This is a genomic window from Actinomadura rugatobispora (assembly GCF_042656285.1).
GTDB lineage: Bacteria > Actinomycetota > Actinomycetes > Streptosporangiales > Streptosporangiaceae > Spirillospora > Spirillospora rugatobispora.
In genome coordinates this window covers 1-18,134 of the sequence record NZ_JBHSON010000007.1, presented here as the reverse complement: position 1 = coordinate 18,134, position 18,134 = coordinate 1, and the positions used below count along the sequence as shown (strand labels likewise).

At 74.3% G+C, this 18,134-nt stretch carries 16 protein-coding genes and 1 riboswitch; of the genes, 12 read left to right on the top strand and 4 right to left on the bottom strand.

All coding sequences use genetic code 11. The features are described from left to right. The first annotated feature begins 246 nt into the window (after positions 1–246). The 4 genes from ACFPZN_RS06470 to ACFPZN_RS06455 all read left to right on the top strand — a co-directional run bounded on the left by ACFPZN_RS06470 (position 247) and on the right by ACFPZN_RS06455 (position 6,206). Positions 247–1,941 (top strand): ArnT family glycosyltransferase, encoded by a 1,695-nt coding sequence (locus ACFPZN_RS06470; RefSeq protein WP_378280874.1) that lies wholly within the window; start codon positions 247–249, stop codon positions 1,939–1,941. A 92-nt stretch (positions 1,942–2,033) separates the two neighbouring features. Beyond that, complete coding sequence (locus ACFPZN_RS06465; protein WP_378280873.1) at positions 2,034–3,707, top strand: alkaline phosphatase family protein; 1,674 nt, start codon at positions 2,034–2,036, stop codon at positions 3,705–3,707. Between the two features lie 151 nt (positions 3,708–3,858). Beyond that, positions 3,859–5,325: a family 2 encapsulin nanocompartment cargo protein terpene cyclase gene (locus ACFPZN_RS06460; protein WP_378280872.1), complete on the top strand. Its 1,467-nt coding sequence runs from the start codon at positions 3,859–3,861 to the stop codon at positions 5,323–5,325. Between the two features lie 26 nt (positions 5,326–5,351). Next, complete coding sequence (locus ACFPZN_RS06455; RefSeq protein WP_378280871.1) at positions 5,352–6,206, top strand: geranyl diphosphate 2-C-methyltransferase; 855 nt, start codon at positions 5,352–5,354, stop codon at positions 6,204–6,206. A gap of 782 nt (positions 6,207–6,988) precedes the next feature. Here ACFPZN_RS06455 and ACFPZN_RS06450 read toward each other — a convergent pair. Continuing rightward, positions 6,989–7,723: a FadR/GntR family transcriptional regulator gene (locus tag ACFPZN_RS06450; protein WP_378280870.1), complete on the bottom strand. Its 735-nt coding sequence runs from the start codon at positions 7,721–7,723 to the stop codon at positions 6,989–6,991. 136 nt (positions 7,724–7,859) lie between these two features. Between ACFPZN_RS06450 and ACFPZN_RS06445 the strand changes: the two genes are divergently transcribed. The 4 genes from ACFPZN_RS06445 to ACFPZN_RS06430 all read left to right on the top strand — a co-directional run bounded on the left by ACFPZN_RS06445 (position 7,860) and on the right by ACFPZN_RS06430 (position 11,027). Then, entirely contained in the window at positions 7,860–8,408 is a 549-nt protein-coding gene (locus ACFPZN_RS06445; protein ID WP_378280869.1) for a gluconokinase, read from the top strand. 61 nt (positions 8,409–8,469) lie between these two features. After that, positions 8,470–9,912: a GntP family permease gene (locus ACFPZN_RS06440; RefSeq protein ID WP_378280868.1), complete on the top strand. Its 1,443-nt coding sequence runs from the start codon at positions 8,470–8,472 to the stop codon at positions 9,910–9,912. 60 nt (positions 9,913–9,972) lie between these two features. After that, positions 9,973–10,614, top strand: coding sequence for a TetR/AcrR family transcriptional regulator (locus tag ACFPZN_RS06435; RefSeq protein WP_378280867.1), 642 nt, complete (start codon positions 9,973–9,975; stop codon positions 10,612–10,614). After that, a complete protein-coding gene (locus ACFPZN_RS06430; protein ID WP_378280866.1) occupies positions 10,611–11,027 on the top strand; it encodes a PaaI family thioesterase in 417 nt (138 codons plus the stop codon). Before ACFPZN_RS06435 ends, ACFPZN_RS06430 begins: the two co-directional genes overlap by 4 nt. A gap of 23 nt (positions 11,028–11,050) precedes the next feature. On the opposite strand, the gene ACFPZN_RS06425 is transcribed toward ACFPZN_RS06430, so the two are convergent. Together ACFPZN_RS06425 and metE are read right to left on the bottom strand one after the other, a co-directional pair. Next, positions 11,051–11,626 (bottom strand): helix-turn-helix domain-containing protein, encoded by a 576-nt coding sequence (locus ACFPZN_RS06425; RefSeq protein WP_378280865.1) that lies wholly within the window; start codon positions 11,624–11,626, stop codon positions 11,051–11,053. A 91-nt stretch (positions 11,627–11,717) separates the two neighbouring features. Beyond that, entirely contained in the window at positions 11,718–14,003 is a 2,286-nt protein-coding gene (gene metE / locus ACFPZN_RS06420) for a 5-methyltetrahydropteroyltriglutamate--homocysteine S-methyltransferase (RefSeq protein WP_378280864.1), read from the bottom strand. A gap of 110 nt (positions 14,004–14,113) precedes the next feature. After that, positions 14,114–14,340: riboswitch (cobalamin riboswitch) on the bottom strand. A 78-nt stretch (positions 14,341–14,418) separates the two neighbouring features. On the opposite strand from metE, the gene ACFPZN_RS06415 reads away from it, so the two are divergent. From ACFPZN_RS06415 to ACFPZN_RS06400, 4 genes are all read left to right on the top strand, one after another. Then, positions 14,419–14,943 (top strand): hypothetical protein, encoded by a 525-nt coding sequence (locus ACFPZN_RS06415; protein ID WP_378280863.1) that lies wholly within the window; start codon positions 14,419–14,421, stop codon positions 14,941–14,943. 23 nt (positions 14,944–14,966) lie between these two features. Next, positions 14,967–15,563, top strand: a complete 597-nt coding sequence (locus ACFPZN_RS06410; RefSeq protein ID WP_378280862.1) for a hypothetical protein — start codon at positions 14,967–14,969, stop codon at positions 15,561–15,563. Between the two features lie 44 nt (positions 15,564–15,607). Then, complete coding sequence (locus ACFPZN_RS06405; protein WP_378280861.1) at positions 15,608–16,384, top strand: Fpg/Nei family DNA glycosylase; 777 nt, start codon at positions 15,608–15,610, stop codon at positions 16,382–16,384. A 67-nt stretch (positions 16,385–16,451) separates the two neighbouring features. After that, positions 16,452–16,889: a nuclear transport factor 2 family protein gene (locus ACFPZN_RS06400; protein ID WP_378280860.1), complete on the top strand. Its 438-nt coding sequence runs from the start codon at positions 16,452–16,454 to the stop codon at positions 16,887–16,889. A 10-nt stretch (positions 16,890–16,899) separates the two neighbouring features. Here the strand turns inward: ACFPZN_RS06400 and ACFPZN_RS06395 are convergent, their stop codons facing one another. Next, complete coding sequence (locus ACFPZN_RS06395) at positions 16,900–17,943, bottom strand: enoyl-CoA hydratase/isomerase family protein (protein ID WP_378280859.1); 1,044 nt, start codon at positions 17,941–17,943, stop codon at positions 16,900–16,902. Positions 17,944–18,134: the final 191 nt, after the last annotated feature.

Here is an 18,134-nt window from a genome sequence, read left to right as displayed (position 1 = left end):
GCCGACCCCAGCCACAGGCACCCCGCAGCCCCGGCCCCTCGGTCGCCGTCGCGGTGGCGCTCAGCCTGGTCACGGCCCTGGCGGCGGCCGCCCGCGCGTTCTGCGTCCCGGTGGTGGCCGTCTGAGCTGTGCTGGCGTGTCGGCTGAACCGGTGGCGGCGTGGCGCGCGTAGGAACATAGGGGGGCGGGCCGGCGTGCGCCCGTGCCGGCGACGCGCCGCGTGGGACGGCGGGAAGGAAGAGGGTGATGATGGCGCCGACCGCCGTGTCCGACCCGCTCGCGGCGCCAAGCACCCGAACTCGGCCGAGCCGGTGGGAGGCGCTGCGGCGGCACCGCCGCCCGCTCACGGTGCTGGCCGTCCTCGTGCTGCTCGCGCAGATGGCGGCGGCGATGGTCACGACGGCCGTCCAGCAGTCCCCGACCATCGACGAACCGGTGTACGCGGGCGCGGCCGTGGTCTACACGCAGCAGCACAGCCTGCGGTACAACCCCGAGCACCCGCCGCTGGGCAAGCTCGTGATGGGGGCCGGGCTGGCGTTCGCCGACCCCCGCCTCGACCCCGCCTTCACCGGCACGCAGGAGGACCTCGGGCGGCGCCTGCTGTACGAGTCGGGCAACGACCCGCAGCACCTGCTGCTGATGGCGCGGCTGCCGATGATCGTGCTGACGCTGCTGTTCGGGCTGGTGGTGTTCGCGTTCGCCGCCGACCTCGCGGGCCGTGCCGGAGGGCTGGCCGCCCTCGCGCTGTACGCGTTCTCGCCCGACGTCATCGCGCACGGATCGCTGGCCACGCTCGACGTCCTCGCCACGGGGCTGCTGCTGACGTCGGCGTGGCTGCTGTGGCGGGCACGGCGGCGGCCGGTCCTCTACCTCCCGCTCGCCGGGACGGCGCTCGGCGCGGCTTTGGCCACGAAGATGAGCACGCTTGCGGCCGTCCCCGTCCTGCTGGCGCTGGCGGTGCTGTCGGTCTGGGCGTACGGCCGGCGGCAGCCCGATGATGAGGGCGTGGAGCGGCCCGGCGTGGTACGGCTCCTCGCGGCCGCGGCGGTGACGGGCGTGGTCGCGGTCGCCGTCGTGTGGGCGAGCTACCTCGCCGTCGACCCCAGGTTGCGGTGGGCCACGCCCCCGGGCATGCCCGCCGTGGACGGGCTGCGCGCGCTCGCGGCGAACTCGCTGCCGTTCCCCCGGCCGTACCGGGACGGCATGCTCATCCAGTGGGGGTTCGAGGACCGGACCTGGGGCGGCTTCCTGTTCGGCCGCCACTACTCGGGCTCGCTCTGGTACTACCTGCCGGCCGCGCTGCTGGTGAAGACGCCCCTCGGCATGCTCGCCCTGTGGGCGGGAGGCGCGGCGACGATGGCCGCGGTGCCCCGGCTGCGGGCGGCGGCGCCGTACGTCCTGGTGCCCGCGGCCGTGCTGCTCGCCGTGGCCATGAACGGCTCGCGCGACCTCGGCGTCCGCTACGCGATCTTCGTCCCGGTGTTCCTGGCGGTCGCGGCGGCCGGCACGGCGGCCCTCCGGTGGCGGGGGGCGCCGGTGGTGACGGCGGTCCTGGTCGTGCTCGTCGCGGCCAGCTCGCTGCGGGCCTTCCCCTACTACCTGCCGTACTCCAACGAGGCGTTCGGCGGGCCGCCGAAGACCCACCAGCGCCTGCACGACTCCAACGTCGACTGGGGCCAGGACCTGGGACGGCTCGCCGACCGCCTCCGGGAGCGGTATCCCGGCGAGCGGATCTGGCTCGTCTACAAGGGCAGCGGCGCGCCGTCCCACTACGGCATCCGCGCCTCCGACCCGCTCCGCGTCCCGCCGGACCAGGTCCGCGGGCTGCTCGTGGTGTCCGACAGCTCGGTCGCCAAGGCCTCCGGACGGCTGGCCGCCCTGATCGGGACCGGCGAGCGGATCGACGCGGTCGGCCACTCGATCACGATCTACCGCCGGTGATCTCGGTCCCGGCGCCCGGAAACCGGCCGCCGGGACCCGCCTCCGGCCGTACAGTCGGTGGGTCAGTGGGGACGACACGGAGGACGCCCGGATTGCCGCTGCTCACCCGCGCCGAGTCCGCGGCCGATCGCGCCGTGGACGGCGAACCGCCGCCCTCCGGCAGGCGTCCCCTCAGGGCACGCGTCGCCACCGCGCTGGCCTTCGGCCTGGTGCTGCTCGCCCTGCTCCTCCCGGACGAGGCCGACGCCCTCACACCCGCCGGGTTCGTGCGCCTTCCCCTGGAAGCGGCGCTCGGCGTGGCCGCACTGCTGCTCGCCCCCGCGCGTGCGAGGCGCGTCCTGGCGGGGGTGGGCGGGGCGCTTCTCGGGCTGCTGACCGTGTCGAAGGTCATGGACCTGGGTTTCTCGGCGGTCCTGGCACGGCCGTTCGACCCCGTCCTCGACTGGATCTCGATCGAGGCGGCGGTGGAGTTCGTCGAGGAGTCGGCCGGCGGGGCCGGGGCGGTCGCCGCCGTGGCCGCAGCCGCTGCCCTGGCCGTCGCCGTGGTCGTCCTCATGACGCTGTCGGTGCTGCGCCTGTCCGGCGCGGCGGTCCGGCACGGCGGCACGGCGGCCGGCTCCGCCTCGGTGCTCGGGATCGCCTGGGCGCTGTGCGCCGCGTCCGGCGTGCAGATCGTCCCGGACACGCCCGTCGCCGGGGGCGGGCCAACCTCCCTCGCCTACGACCGCGCCGTCCAGATCCGCGCCGGCCTGCGGGACCAGGAAGTGTTCGCCGCACAGGCCGCCGTCGACGCCCACCGCGGCACCCCGGGCACGGACCTGCTGACCGGACTGCGCGGCAAGGACGTCGTCGTCGCCTTCGTGGAGAGCTACGGGCGCGACGCCGTCCAGGACCCGCAGTACGCGCCGCAGGTCGGCGCGCTGCTGGACGCCGGAGGCCGCCGTCTGCGCGAGGCGGGCTTCGCGTCCCGGAGCGGCTTCCTCACCTCGCCGACGGCGGGCGGCGGCAGCTGGCTGGCGCACGCGACGCTGCTGTCGGGCCTGTGGATCGACAACCAGCAGCGCTACCGCGGCCTGGTCTCCAGCGACCGGCTGACGCTGAACGGCGCGTTCCGCCGGGCGTCCTGGCGCACCGTCGCGGTCATGCCGGGCATCACCCGGGCCTGGCCGGAGGGGGACTTCTTCGGCTACGACAAGGTCTACGACTCCCGCAACCTCGGGTATCGCGGCCCGCGCTTCAGCTTCGCGACCATGCCCGACCAGTACACCCTGTCGGCCTTCGAACGCCTCGAACGCGCCAGGCGGGACCGCGCTCCGGTCATGGCGGAGATCCCCCTCGTGTCGAGCCACGCCCCCTGGTCGTCGGTGTCCGGCCTCGTCGACTGGGACCGGGTCGGGGACGGCTCGGTCTTCAACGGCATGCCGGGGGCGGGCATGCCCCCGTGGCCCGACCGCGGCCGGGTCCGCACCGAGTACCGGCGCTCCATCGAGTACACGCTGAACACCCTCATCTCCTACATGGAGAAGTACGGCGACGACGACCTCGTCCTCGTCTTCCTCGGCGACCACCAGCCCGCCCCGCTCATCACCGGGGACGGCGCCACCCGTGACGTCCCCATCACGATCGTCGCCCGCGACCCGGCCGTGCTGGAGCGGATCTCCGGCTGGGGCTGGCACGACGGCCTGAGGCCCGGCCCGGACGCCCCCGTGTGGCCCATGCACACCTTCCGCGACCGCTTCCTGACCGCGTTCGGCCCGCGGAGCTGACGGAGCACGGACCGGCTCACTCCAGACGGAAACACTCATCCCTCACGGCCGGGCACAGACTGTCACCATCACGCCAGGGTATCGCCTGTTGTAGTTGCACCGGAGCTATGAGTAACTGTCTCCGAGCCCCCGATGCCTGAGGCAGGAGAGCATGGTTGAGACACGTGAGGTACCCGCGCCCGGCGCCGACGGCACGATCGCGGAGACGCCTCCGGAGCCGGTGCCGGAGCGGGTGCCGGAGGTGCGGGCCGAGACGCCGGCGGCGGGGCTGGGCCGGCTTCCGCACGGCCCGTCGGGGCTGGGAACGGCGGCCGCCCGCGTCGTGGACCTGCTCCGCCCGAGCGTCCCCGAGCCCGCCGGTGACGTGTCCGACGCGGCTTCGTCCGGCTCCTCCGACCTCCCGTCCCCCGTTCCCTCGGGCCTCCCGTCCCCCCTTCCGCCCGGCCTCCCGGACGGCTTCCCGCCCGGCGATCTGCCCGGCGTCCTGTCCGACGCGCTGACCGGCGCGCTGGGCGGCACGCTGGGCGGCCTCCACGTGCCCCGCATCCCCTTCACGGCCGTGGACGCGGGCGAATGCGGCGGCCCCCCGTCGCCCTACCGGCCCCAGACGGCGCGCGTGGGCGGCCCGGTGTCCCCCGGTTACGCCGAGCGGCCATGGGGCGACGGGTCGTTCTCACCGCTGTACTGCCCGATCACGGCGCGGATCGACGACGTCCTCGCCCGCGAGGTCAACGACCGGCTGGTGGCCTGGGCCGAGGAGGTCGGGATCTACGCCGGCCACCTGGAGCAGTTCCGCAACGCCGGGTTCGGGCGGCTCTCCACGCTCTGCCACGCCGACACCGACGACGTCGACCTGCTGCTGCTCGGGGCCCAGGTGAACGCCGCCTGGTGGGCCAGCGACGACTACTACGCGGACGAGAGCGAGCTCGGGGCCACCCCGACGAAACTGCCCCCGCGCCTCGCGCTGGTGATGTCGGCGATGGACGCGCCCCCGCCCGCCGGCAAGTACACCCGGCAGCTCGACGAGGCCCTGGAGGCCGACCCGGTCCTCCGGGCGTTCGCGTCGGCCACCGCGCACCTGCGCCGCCACGCCTCCCCGTCCCAGGTCATGCGGATCTGCAACACCACCTTCCAGATGTACGTGAGCTGGACCGCCTACGCGGCCTGGCGGCACCTCGGCGAGCTCCCCCCGGTGTGGCGCTACCTCGCGGCGCGGCAGCACGACAGCTTCTACACGTCGATGACGCTGATCGACATCGTGGGCGGCTACCACCTGGGCGCCGACCTCTTCTACGAGCCCAGGGTGCACCGCGCCGTCATGCAGGCGGGCACGGCGTCGGTCATCGTGAACGACCTCCACTCCGTGGAGCGGGAGGCCGCCGACGACCTGCCGGACTGCAACGTCGTCCTGCTCATCGCCGAAGAGGAGAACTGCCCGCTCCCCGAGGCGATCGAATCGGCCGTCGCCCTGCACAACGACTTCGTCCGCGGATTCGAGGCCAGCCAGAAGGAGCTGGCGAGCATCCCGTCCCCCGAGCTCCAGCGGTTCCTGCAGGGCGTGCAGTCATGGATGGCGGGAGGTCTCGAATGGCACGCCTCCTCTGACCGCTACAAGTGACGATCCCCACGAAAGGAAAGGTGTACATGACCTCCTCCCCTACGCTCCCCGTGCTCGACAGCCTCTACCAGCGCTCCGTCGCCGACTACTGGAACGCTGAGAAGAACCCCGTCAACCTGAGGCTGGGGGACGTGGACGGCATCTACCACCACCACTACGGGGTGGGCGATGTCGACTGGTCGGTCCTCGAAGGCCCGGAGGACACCCGCGAGGAAAGGACCATCAAGGAGCTGCACCGCCTCGAGTGCGCCCAGACCGAGTTCCTGATGAGCCATCTAGGGCCGCTCACGTCCGCGGACCGCGTCCTGGACGCCGGCTCCGGGCGCGGGGGCTCCAGCCTCGTGGTCAACCGCCGGTTCGGCTGCGAGGTGGACGGGATCTCCATCTCCGAGTCCCAGGTCGCCTTCGCCAACGACCAGTCCAAGCAGCGCGGCGTGGACGACAAAGTGCGCTTCCACCTGCGGAACATGCTCGACACCGGTTTCGAGACGGGCGCGTTCCAGGCCATCTGGAACAACGAGAGCACGATGTACGTCGAGCTGGCCCTGCTGTTCGCCGAGCACGCCCGGCAGCTGCGCCGCGGCGGCCGGTACGTGTGCATCACCGGCTGCTACAACGACGCCTACGGGCTCCCGTCCAGGGCCGTCAGCCAGATCAACGCGCACTACATCTGCGACGTCCACCCGCGCAGCACCTATTTCAGGGAGCTGTCGGCCAACCGCCTGATCCCCGCCGGTGTCGTGGACCTCACGGCGGCCACCATCCCGTACTGGGAGCTGCGCGCCAAGTCCACGCTGGCCACCGGCATCGAGTCGGCCTTCCTCGACGCCTACAAGAGCGGGAGCTTCCAGTACCTCCTCATCGCGGCCGACCGGGTCTGACCTTCCGTCCCCGGCCCGCGGACGGGCGTTGAGGGACCATCTGGTGGGTCCCGACGGCTCGCGGACGGCGGCGGGCACACCCGGCATCCGAACGGCGCCCCGCCCCCGCCTCACCCCTCTCTCGCGTCCCGGCCAGGCAGAGATGCCTGGCACCCACCACCCCCCGTCCCCCAGGCCTTCCGCCCTCTGCATCGCGTCCCTGCCCGATGGAGCCCGCCGCCGCGAGTCATTCGCCGCACTGCTGGGCGGGCTCGAAGGGTCATCACCATCCGGTCGCCGACGCCGGGCTACGGCGCTCCACGGCCATGTGACCCGCACGCCGGTGTTTCAGGGTCGGCGTGGCACCCGCCGCCACCGGCTCCCCGCCGGCTGGAACCCCGCGGTGGCACGGATCGACGAGCCGATCGAGCGTTCCGCCGGGTGGCGACCTTGCAGGCAGCCCGCTGGCGGGCGCGTGCGGCCGTGCTGGGGACGGTCGGTGAGCGAGGCCGGCGCCGCGCCAGCGCCCCGCCCGGCCTGCTCGCCGCGATGGTCGCTGCTCGGCCAGCTCATCGGGCGCGCGGCACGTTGCTGTCGCGCGGCCCGCCACGCCGGGGCCTATCTCAAAGCGGCTTCAGGCCCCGCGCGAGCGCATTGCCGACCGGTGAGTTGTCGCCGCGCAGAATACGGGCGCTGCGCCTTGGCCCGGGGCTCGGCGACACCTGCAGCGCCCCGCGTGGCGTTCGGCGCACCGCCGTCCGCCATCGCGGTGGCGGCCATCACCGTCCCATGGCCGGGTCCCGTCAGGCCGGCTCGGGGGCGGGGTGGTTCGAGGTGTCGGGGCCGAGCATCGCCTGGGTCGCCTCTTCGACGATGTCGCGCATGGCGCGTTCGGCGGCCGCCGCGTCACGGGACTGGACGGCCTGCGCCACCTCCGCGTGCCAGCGGATCGCGGTCGGCTCCGGGTGCGCGGGCATCAGGTGGTGGTGGGTCCGGCCGGTCAGCACCGCGGCGACGACATTGGTGAGCGCCGCCAGCATCTCGTTGCCGGAGGCCTCCAGCAGCGTGCGGTGGAAGAGGATGTCGGCCTCCAGGTAGGCCTCCAGGTCGCCGGACCTGCCGTGCACCGACATCTGCATGACCGCGCCGGTCAGCGTGCCGCACTGGGCGGGGGTGGCGCGCACGGCCGCCAGGGCTGCGGCGACCGGTTCGACGCCGCGGCGCAGCTCGCCGAGCGACCGGAGCTGCTCGTCCCGTCCGCCGCCGTCCAGGCGCCATCCGATGATGCGCGGGTCGAGCAGGTTCCAGCCGGTGCGCGGGGCGACCGTGATGCCGACCCGGCGGCGGCTGGTCACCATGCCCATCGACTCCAGCACCCGGATCGCCTCGCGGATCACCGACCGGGACACCCCGAAGCGGGACTCCAGCTGCTCGATCCGCAGCACCTCGCCGGGGCGCAGGTCCGCGGAGGTGATCAGCATGCCGAGCCGGTCGAGGACGCTGCCGTGCAGGCCGCTCACCGGGCCGTTGTCCGCCATGATCCCCAATCATCACATGACTGAGCCGCAGGTAGCGGCTTCGCGGGCTAAAGATCAGATCTTTTAGGCTGACATCTTGTTAAAAGCTGATGATACATGCCACACTCACGCAAACATCAGCTGAAAGGTCGTCCCGATGTCCGCCCGCCCCGCCCCCGCGCCCCCGCCCGCGTCCCCCGCCCCGCTGCTGGTCGTCATGGGCGTCGCGGGGTCGGGGAAGACGACGTTCGGCACGGCGCTGAGCCGGCGGCTGGGGGTGGCGTTCGCCGACGCGGACGACTTCCACGGCCCGGCCAACATCGCCAAGATGTCGGCGGGCGTCCCGCTCGACGACGCCGACCGGCTGCCGTGGCTGCGGGCGATCGCGGCCTGGCTCGCCGAGCACGCGCGCACCGGCGGCGTGGTGACCTGCTCCGCCCTCAAGCGCGGCTACCGCGACCTGTTCCGCGAGCGGACCCCCGAGGTCGCCTTCGTGCACCTGCACGGCGACCCCGAGGCCGTGCGGCGGCGGGTGGCGGCGCGGCCGGGCCACTTCATGCCGGCCTCGCTCGTGGACTCCCAGTTCCAGACCCTGGAGCCGCTCGGGCCGGACGAGCACGGGATCGTCCTCGACCTCGACGCCCCCGTCGAGCGGTTGGTGGACGCCTACCTCGCCGCGGCCTCCCCCGGCCGCACCCGGCCCTGACCGGGCGCTCCCCCACCCCCCATCCGGGACCCGGTCCCCGGAGAACCAGAGGAGATGAGCCATGGACCTCACCGCGCTCGCCGCGGCGCAGACCGCAACGAGCGGACGGCTCGTGCCGGCGGCGCTCGCCGGCATCGTGCTGATCATCGCGCTGATCACCTACCTCAAGGTGCACCCGTTCCTGAGCCTGACCGTCGGCTCGCTGCTGGTCGGGGCCCTCGCCGGGCTGCCGATGGCCGACACGGTCGAGAGCTTCGCCGAGGGCTTCGGCAGCACCGCGGCCGGCGTCGGCGCCCTCATCGCACTCGGCGCGATGTTCGGCAAGCTGCTGGCCGACTCCGGCGGCGCCGACCAGATCGTCGACACGATCGTGGGCCGGTCCGGGCCGCGCACCCTGCCCTGGGCGATGGCGCTGGTCGGCGCGCTGATCGGGCTGCCGATGTTCTTCGAGATCGGCCTGGTGCTGCTGATGCCGGTCATCTTCCTGGTCGCCCGCCGCTCCGGGCTGTCGCTGATCCAGATCGGGGTGCCGGCGCTGGCCGGGCTGTCGGCCATGCACGGCCTCGTCCCGCCCCATCCGGGCCCGCTCGTCGCGATCGACGCCCTGAAGGCCGACCTCGGCGTCACCCTCGGGCTGGGCGTGCTGGTCGCGCTGCCCACCATCGCCGTCTCCGGGCCGCTGTTCGCCAAGTACGCGGCCCGCTGGGTGGACGTCCCCGCCCCCGCCCTGTACGACACCGCGCAGGCCCCCGCCGGGGACGCCGTCAAGGGGAAGGCCGAGGACGGCGGTGCCGCGGGCGCCGCCAAGGGGAAGGACGGCCTCGCGGGCGCCGTCCGCCGGCCCTCGTTCGGGGTCACCCTGGTCACCGTGCTGCTGCCGGTCGCCCTGATGATGGGCAAGGCCCTCGCCGAGATCTTCCTGGACGAGGGCAACGGCGTCCGCACCGTGCTCGACTACCTCGGCACGCCGCTGGTGGCGCTGCTCATCGCCGTCGTCGTCGCGATGTTCACCTTCGGCCTCGGCTCGGGCATGGACCGGCAGGCGATCGCCACCTCGCTGGAGCGGTCGCTGCCGCCGATCGCCGGCATCCTGCTGATCGTCGCGGCGGGCGGCGGGTTCAAGCAGACCCTGGTCGACACCGGCATCGGCAAGCTCGTCGCCGACTGGGTGGACGACAGCGCGCTGTCGGTGTTCCTGCTGGCCTGGCTGGTCGCCGTGCTGATCCGCCTGGCCACCGGGTCGGCCACGGTCGCGACCGTCACCGCCTCGGGCATCCTGGCGCCCCTGGTCACCACCCTCGACACCGGCGAGACCTCGCTGCTGGTGCTGGCCATCGGCGCCGGCTCGCTGTTCTTCTCCCACGTGAACGACGCGGGGTTCTGGCTGGTCAAGGAGTACTTCGGGCTGACCGTCGGGCAGAACATCAAGTCCTGGTCGGTGATGGAGACGCTGATCTCGGTGAGCGGGCTGGTCCTGGTGATGGCGCTCAGCCTGGTCATCTGACCGGGCCCGCCGGGCCGCCGTTTTCTGGATCGCTGATCCGAAATCGGTTACGGTGGCCCGGTGGGACGGCGGAAGGTGCGCACGGGCGCGCTGCGGGACGAACTGCTCTCGGTCGCGACCCGGCTGCTGGCCGAGGGCGGGACCGGGGCCGTGACCACCCGTGCCGTCGCGGCCGGCGGCGGCACGTCGCTGGCGGCGGTGAACGAGCTGTTCGGCGGCAAGCCGGGGCTGATCCGGGCGATCTTCGCCGCGGGCTTCGCCCGGCTCGCCGCGGACCTGCGGGCCCTGGAGGCCACCGGCGATCCCGAGGCGGACGTGGTCGCGCTCGCGTTCGCGGTGCGCTCGTTCGCCCGCCGGCACCCGGCGCTGTACGAGGTGATGTTCTCCCGGCCGTTCGCCGAGTTCAGCCCCGGCGAGCAGGACGTGCGGTCGGCGGAGGCGATCTACGGGGTCGTGGTCGGCCGGGTCGCGGCGCTGCTGGGCCCCGGACGGCCGAAGGGAGCGGCCAGGGACGTCGCCGTCGGCCTCTTCGCCGTCGTGCAGGGCCTGGTCGGCCTCGAAGCGTCCGGGCTGCTCGGCGGCGGATCCGAGGAGTGCGACCGCCGTTTCCGCCTCACCTTCACCGCGTCGCTGCACGGTCTCCGCGACGCCACCCGGGCGTCGTCCCGTGCGGGCGGCCTCGACTCTCCGGAGGAGACATGACCGAGGACAGGGCGGGGCGGCCGGGGTTCGTTCCGTGGGAGCGCCCGAGCCCGCTGCTCACCGCCATCGGCGGTTTCGAGCAGCACCCCACCGATCCGCTGCACGTCGGCTTCACCGTCGACGGGCCCAAGATGAACGCGCGCGGCTTCCTGCACGGCGGCGCGATCGCCGCGATCGGCGACGTGGCGATCGGGCGGGCCCTGGCCACCCGCAGCGATCCCCCGGTCCCGCTGATCACCGTCAACCTGTCGTGCGACCTGCTCGGCACCGCGCGGGAGGGGGAATGGGTCGACGTCACCATCTCCCCCACGCGTGCGGGACGCAGGCTGCGCGCCGGGACCGCGACGTTCGCGACCACCCGCGTCATCGCCACGGTCACCGCGCTCTTCCTGCCGTCCGCCGCCCCGGCGTGACCGGCGCGCGCCGCCCGCCCGGCTCAGGCGGGACGGGCGCGCACGTGGGCCCGCTCGCCCTGGCTGCCGAAGAGGATGAGCAGCTCGACCGGCCCGGCGTCCGCGGCGCCCATCCAGTGCGGGACGTGGGTGTCGAACTCCGCCGCCTCCCCCGGCTTCATGACCAGTTCCCGGTCGCCGAGAACGAGGCGGAGCCGGCCGTCGAGGACGTAGAGCCACTCGTAGCCCTCGTGCGTCTTCGGATCGGGCACGGCCGTCCCGTCCTGCCCCGGGATGATCATCTTGTACGCCTGCAGCCCGCCGGCCCGCCGGGTCAGCGGGATGAACGTCCGCCCGTGCCGGCGCACCGGGCTGAAGTGCACCCGCGGATCCCCGGTCTGCGGCGCCCCGACCAGCTCGTCCAGCGCGACCCCGTACACGCGGGCCAGCGGGAGCAGCAGCTCCAGGTTGGGCCGCCGCCGGCCGCTCTCCAGCCGGGACAGCGTGCTCTCGGAGATGCCGGTCAGTTCCGCGACGCGGGCCAGGGTGACGCCGCGCCCGCGGCGGAGCTCCCGCAGGCGCGGCCCCACCGCGGCCAGCACGTCGTCCAGTTCGTCCATGCCTCCAACTTGCCGAACCGGCACGCCCGCTTGCAAGTCAGGGCGTCCCGGTGACCGGCGCCGCCGGGCCCGGGGCCCGGCGGCCCCGGACTCAGAACTTCCGCGGCACGCCCGGCTCCTCCAGCGTCTCCCGGACGCGGCGGGCCGCGGCGACCATGTTGCGCAGGGCCGGCTCCACCTCGCCGTACGCGCGGGTCTTCAGGCCGCAGTCGGGATTGACCCAGAGCCGGTCGGCGTCCACCGCCCGCAGCGCGCGGCGCAGCGCCTCCTCCATCTCCGCCACGCCGGGCACGCGCGGCGAGTGGATGTCGTACACGCCGGGGCCGATGGACTGCCGGTAACCGGCGGTGTTCAGGTCGGCCAGCAGCTCCATGCGGGACCGGGCGGCCTCGACGCTGGCGACGTCGGCGTCCAGCGCGCCGATCGCGTCGATGATCTCGCCGAACTCCGAATAGCACATGTGCGTGTGGATCTGCGTGGACGCGGCGGCGCCGCAGGTGGCCAGCCGGAACGCGCCGACCGCCCAGTCCAGGTAGGCGGCGTGCCCGGCGCGCCGCAGCGGCAGGAGCTCGCGCAGCGCGGGCTCGTCCACCTGGATGACCCGGATGCCGGCGGCCTCCAGGTCGCGGATCTCCTCGCGCAGGGCCAGCGCGACCTGGCGGGCGGTCTCGGCCAGGGGCTGGTCGGTGCGGACGAACGACCAGGCCAGCATGGTGACCGGACCAGTGAGCATGCCCTTGACCGGCCTGGTCGTGCGGGACTGGGCGTAGGTCGTCCACGGGACGGTCATCGGCTCGGGCCTCGACACGTCCCCGAAGAGGATCGGCGGGCGCACGTACCGGCTGCCGTACGACTGGACCCAGCCGTGCACGGTGTGCGCGTAGCCGTCCAGGCGCTCGGCGAAGTACTGCACCATGTCGTTGCGTTCGGGTTCGCCGTGCACGAGGACGTCCAGCCCGATGTCCTCCTGGAGGGCCAGCACCCGGTCGATCTCGGTCCGCATCACGGCCTCGTAGGCCGTGTCGTCGATCCGGCCCGCGCGGTGGTCGGCCCGGGCGCGCCGCACCCCGGCGGTCTGCGGGAACGAGCCGATCGTCGTGGTGGGCAGCGGCGGCAGGTCGAGCTGCGCCCGCCTGCGCTCGGCGTGGTCGCGGCGAGCGGTGCCGTCGCCGAGGGCGTCCAGCCTGGCCCGCACCCGGGCGTTGACGAACTCCCCGTCCGGGGCGGGCCCGGTGAGGTGCCCGGCGATCGCGTCCCGGCCCTCGCGCAGCGCCCTGCCGATGAGGACGACCTCTCCGGCCTTCTGCCGGGCGAACGCCAGCCGCCCGGCCAGCCGCGGGTCCAGGCCGCCGCCGTCCGGGCCGGTCTCGGCGTCGAGGTCGAGGGGGACGTGCATCAGCGAGCAGGAGGTGCTCACCACCAGCTCGGCGGCCAGGCCCAGCAGCGAGGCGCAGCCGGCCATGGCCGCGTTCAGGTCGGCGCGCCACACGTTCCGGCCGTCCACGACCCCGGCGACCAGGGTCTTGGCGCCGATGCCGCCGATGGCGCCCAGCGCCTCCCGGTTGCCCGGCCCGGCGACGAGGTCGAGCCCGATCGCCTCGACCCGGGTGGCCGCCAGCACCGGCAGCGCCTCGCCGATCTCACCGAAGCAGGTGCTCACCAGCAGCCGCGGCCGGGACGGCAGGCCCGCCAGGCGGTCGTAGGCGCGGCGCAGCGCCGCCAGCTCGCCGGGGGTGCGGTCGGCGGCCAGCGCGGGCTCGTCCAGCTGCACCCATTCCGCGCCCGCCCCGGCCAGCCGTTCCAGCAGCTCGGCGTACACCTCCACGAGGGAGTCGAGCAGGTCGAGCGGGCGGAAGCCGTCCGGCGCCCCGGGCTCGGGCTTGGACAGCAGCAGGTAGGTCAGCGGGCCGACCAGCACCGGCCGGGTCTCGATGCCGAGCGCGCGGGCCTCGCCGTACTCGGCGAGCGGCTTGGCCCGCGCGCCGTCGGCCAGGCGGAACCGGGTACCGGGCCCGGCCTCAGGGACGATGTAGTGATAGTTGGTGTCGAACCACTTGGTCATCTCCAGCGGCGCCACGCCCTCGGCTCCGCGCGCCATCGCGAAGTAGGCGTCCAGCCCCCGCAGGTGCCGGAACCGGTCGGGCACCGCGTCCACCATCACGGACGTGTCGAGCATCTGGTCGTACAGCGAGAAGGTGTTGGACGGGATGAGGCCGACCCCCGCCTCGCGCAGCGTCTCCCAGGTCTCGCGGCGCAGGCCCGCCGCCGTCTCGGCGAGTTCCGCGGCGCCGGCGCGGCCCTCCCAGTACGCCTCGGTGGCCTTCTTCAGCTCCCGGCGCCCGCCGATCCTCGGGTAGCCGAGCACGGTCGTGTTCATGGCGTCTCTCCCTCGCGTGCCATCACCGCGGCGACACGGAAGGGCGGAGCGCGGCGGGCGCGCCGCCGCGTCCCGGGCCCTCCCGCGGAGCCACGGACCACCGCGCGCCGGCCGGCGCGCGGGCGGAGGCAGGTCTTCGGACTCACGGGCGCCGCGCCTGCTGTCGCAGTCGCGTCCTACTGGCCGTCGCTTCCCAGGCCGGTGCGGCCCAGTGCCATAGACGGCGGTCGTTCCCGTTCACCGCTGCGGGGCAGTCCCGGATTCCCACCGGGTTCCCTCTTACGACACCCGCCCCGTTCCACCGGGGACGGGTGAACCATCCGCACGGCGGAGTATAGGCGCCGCGTCCGGCGCGGGCCGAAAACGGGTCGTCCCGGTGTGGACGCGGCACCGGTGGGCAGGACCGGCCATACCGGTGGATCCCGAGGGGGGCGCGATGAAGGCGCTGATCAACTCGATGACGGACAACGAGCAGGCCCTGGTCCGCGAGACGGAGCGGGAGCGCCTGGAGGACTTGGGCGAGGACGATCTTCTGGAGGTGCACGACCGTGTCCGGCGTGCCCGCAACAAGCACGTCAAGCAGTACCGGCGGGCCGCCGCGTCCCGTGTCGAGGAGGTCGGCGGACGCGGCGCCGCCCGGCCCGGCAACACCCGCAACGCCCAGAAGGCCGAGGTGTTCGAGGACGCGCTGGCGCGGGTGAGCCGCTACGTGGCCAAGGCGGCCCGGCGCAGCGCCGCCGACCTCAAGGCCGAGCGGCTCCGGAACGCCCGCGCGGGCCGCGACCCCGGCCCCGCCCGGGCCGTCCCGGAGGACACCGCCGGGCGCAGGATGCGATCCCAGACGCACGACCGCGCGCCCTCGCAGCCCGTCCTGCCCAAGCAGCGCGCGTCCAGCAAGGCCATGGGGGCGCGCCGCCAGGCGAGGCGCGACAGCCGCTGATCGTCCGGCACTAGAGTTCCGGCATGGCGACACCCCCGACGACCTTCCGGCGGCACATGGAGCAGGAGACGCTGCGGGCCCTGGAGGAGTTTCCCGGCGACGCGGGGCCGGGGATCTACTGCGTCACCTTCCGGATCGACAGCGTCGACCAGGACGCCCGGTTCCCCTACCTGGCCGTCGGCTACAACACCGAGGCCGAGGTGGCGGCGGTGCTCGCCGCGCCGAACCCGCCCGGCCCGTGGGAGGCGCGCTGGAGCTACGCCTACTTCCCGCCGTCCGGACTGGAGGGCGTCCGCATCGCCGGGCACGATCCCGAGCACGACCCGGCCGGCGCCGAACTGCACCGGCGGGAGGCGGCCGACCAGGGCCTCTGGTACGAGGACGGCGACGACCTGTCCGAGGACGAGCGCGACGGGCGCGATGAGCGGCTCGACCGGCGGTTCCACGAGCTGTGCGTCGATCTGGCCGCGCGGCTCCACTCCGACGGCCGCATCGTCAAGGCCCTGGGGCGCCCGGTGCCGGTGATCCTCTACGACATGTTCGCCCCCGACGAGATGTTCGAGCTCACCGAGGCCGCCAACCCGGCCGAGCTGGTCGCGGACTTCATGACCGGGGCCTGACCCCCGCCCGGGGTTGAACGGCGGCCGGCGGGTACGCCGACCGTATGCCGGAGCTCCCTGACGTGGAGGGATTCCGCCGGGTACTGGACGAGCACGCCGGCGAGCCCATCAGGTCCGTGCGCGTGTACGACACGGGCGTCCTGCGCGGCGTCGGCGAGCGCGGGCTGGGCGACGCCCTGCGCGGGCACCGCTTCGAGCATCCGCGACGGCACGGCAAATGGCTGCTCGCTCCGGCCGAGGGGCCCGTGCTGATGCTGCACTTCGGCATGACAGGCTCGCTGTCCTGGCATCCGGCGGGCGAGGCGAGGCACCCGCACGACCGGGTCGCGTGGCGCCTTGACGACGGCGAGCTGCGCTTCCGCGACATGCGCAAGCTCCAGGGCGTCCACCTCGCGGCCGACCGGGCGCAGGCCCAGCGGACGCTGGACGATCTCGGCCCGGACGCGCTCCAGGTCACGCGGCGGCGCCTCGGGGAGCTGCTGTCGGGCCGGCGCGCGAGGCTCAAGACGGCGCTGACCGACCAGTCCCTCATCGCGGGCCTGGGCAACCTGCTGGCCGACGAGATCTGCTGGCGCGCCCGCGTCAACCCGCTCCGCGGCGCCGCCGACCTGGACGAGAAGGACCTGGACGCGCTGCACCGCGCGATGCGCAAGGTGCTGCGGGACTCCGTGCGGGCCGAGCGGGTCCCGCCGCGCGACACCTGGCTCACCGGCGTCCGGGACGAGCCCGAGGCCCCCTGCCCCCGCTGCGGCACGCCCCTGTCCAGCCGCCGCGTCTCCGGCCGCCGGACCGTCTGGTGCTCCACCTGTCAGCCGTCGTGATCCCCTCCTCGCGGCCCCGGATCGGGCGCGAAGTACACTCGCCGCGGACGATCACTGGGGAGGGCCCGTGGAGACCTGGGAACTGGTGGCGCGCGAGCGCGTCCGCGACACGCTGGCCGCCTACACCCACGCCGGGGACCGGGGCCGGATCGAGGACCTGGCCGCGACGTTCACCGAGGACGGCGTGCTGGAGCTGCGCAGCGGCGAGACCCTGGCCGGACGGGAGGCGATCACGGCGATGCTGTCGGGGGTGGCCGAGCGCGGTTCGGCCCCGAGCCGCGGCGTCCCGGGGATCATCCGGCACTTCGTGGCCAACGTGCGGTTCGAGGAGGTCACCCCGGAGCGGGTCCGGACGGCGGCCTACTTCCTGGTGATGAACGCGCACGGCCCCGACCACTGGGGCCGTTACCGCGACACGCTGGTGCCCGTGGGCGACCGGTGGCTGTTCGAGCACCGGTTCGTCAGCACCGACGGCATGGCCGCCGACTCGGTCATGGCCTCCTGACCGAGCGGCTTCAGCCGTCGACCAGGCCCCAGTGGCGGGCGGTGGCGGCGTCGATCGCCGTGCCCGACAGCGCCAGGTAGAGGGTGCGCCAGCGGCCGGCGCGGCGCGGGATGCTCACCGTCCCGCCCGCTCCCGGGATCAGCCCCATCGCCACCTCCGGCAGCCGGAACGCGGCGTCCGGGGCGGCGACCAGCGTCCCGGCGAACGCGGGGATCTCGATGCCCGCGCCGACGCAGGCGCCGTGGACGCGCACCTCGATCCGGTCGCGCAGCCGGTGGACGAGCCGCCCGGCGCCGCCGCGGGTGCGGATCAGGTGCGCGGTGGCCAGGTCGGGGGTGGTGCCGAACTCGTCCAGGTCGCCGCCCGCGCAGAACGACGGCCCCGCCCCCTCCAGCACGACGCGGGCGATCCCGTCGTCGAGGAGGGCGAGCCGGAGCGCGTCGGTGAGCGCGTCGCGGAGCTGCCGGCCGTAGGCGTTGCGCCGCTCCGGCCGGTTGAGGGTGATGCGGAGCCCGTCGCCGGTCCGTTCGACCAGGACCGGGTCCGGGACGGAGGGCGGCAGCGGGCGCGGGCCGCGCGCGGTGAGCCAGCGCGCGAACTCCGGGCCGCCGAGCAGGGTGGAGTAGGCGTAGGACTCGACGTCCAGCGCGGCCTGGACGGGCAGCAGCGGCGTCGTCCGGAGCACGTCCCGCAGCACCAGGGCGGCCTGCGGGTTGCGCGCCGCCGCCGCGTCCAGCTCGCGGAGCGTCCTTTCGGGGTCGGGCACGGCGACCGTCTCCCGTCCGGCGCCGACGTCCGGGCCGGTGAGGGTGAGGTCGAGGGCGTCCAGGAGTTCGGGAGGGGGCGGGGGCGCGCCGGGGGGCAGCACGCCGATCATGATCCGGTCGGCCTCGCGAGCGTGCCGGGCCGCCCGTCCGGCGAGCTCGCCGTCCGCCGCGCCGTCCAGATCGACGGCGACGAGCGGGACGGGGACGGCGCCGTCCTCGTCGAACAGCGGCCCGCCGGACGCTCCGTCGGCGAGCTCGGCCGGTGAGACGCGCAGGGGTCCGCCCATCGCCGTCCTCCCTTGGTGGTCGCAGGGCTCCGCGGTGGCGGAGTGTATCGTCGGGCCATGCCGACGCAGGTGAGCGGGCCCACGCCAGGCGAGGCCCAGGCCGCGTGGGCCGCCTCCGGCGCGGTAGCGCTGCCCGGCCGGCCGGACGGGCCGCCGCTGGTGCGGCCCGGCCGCGGCGCCGCCGCCGACCG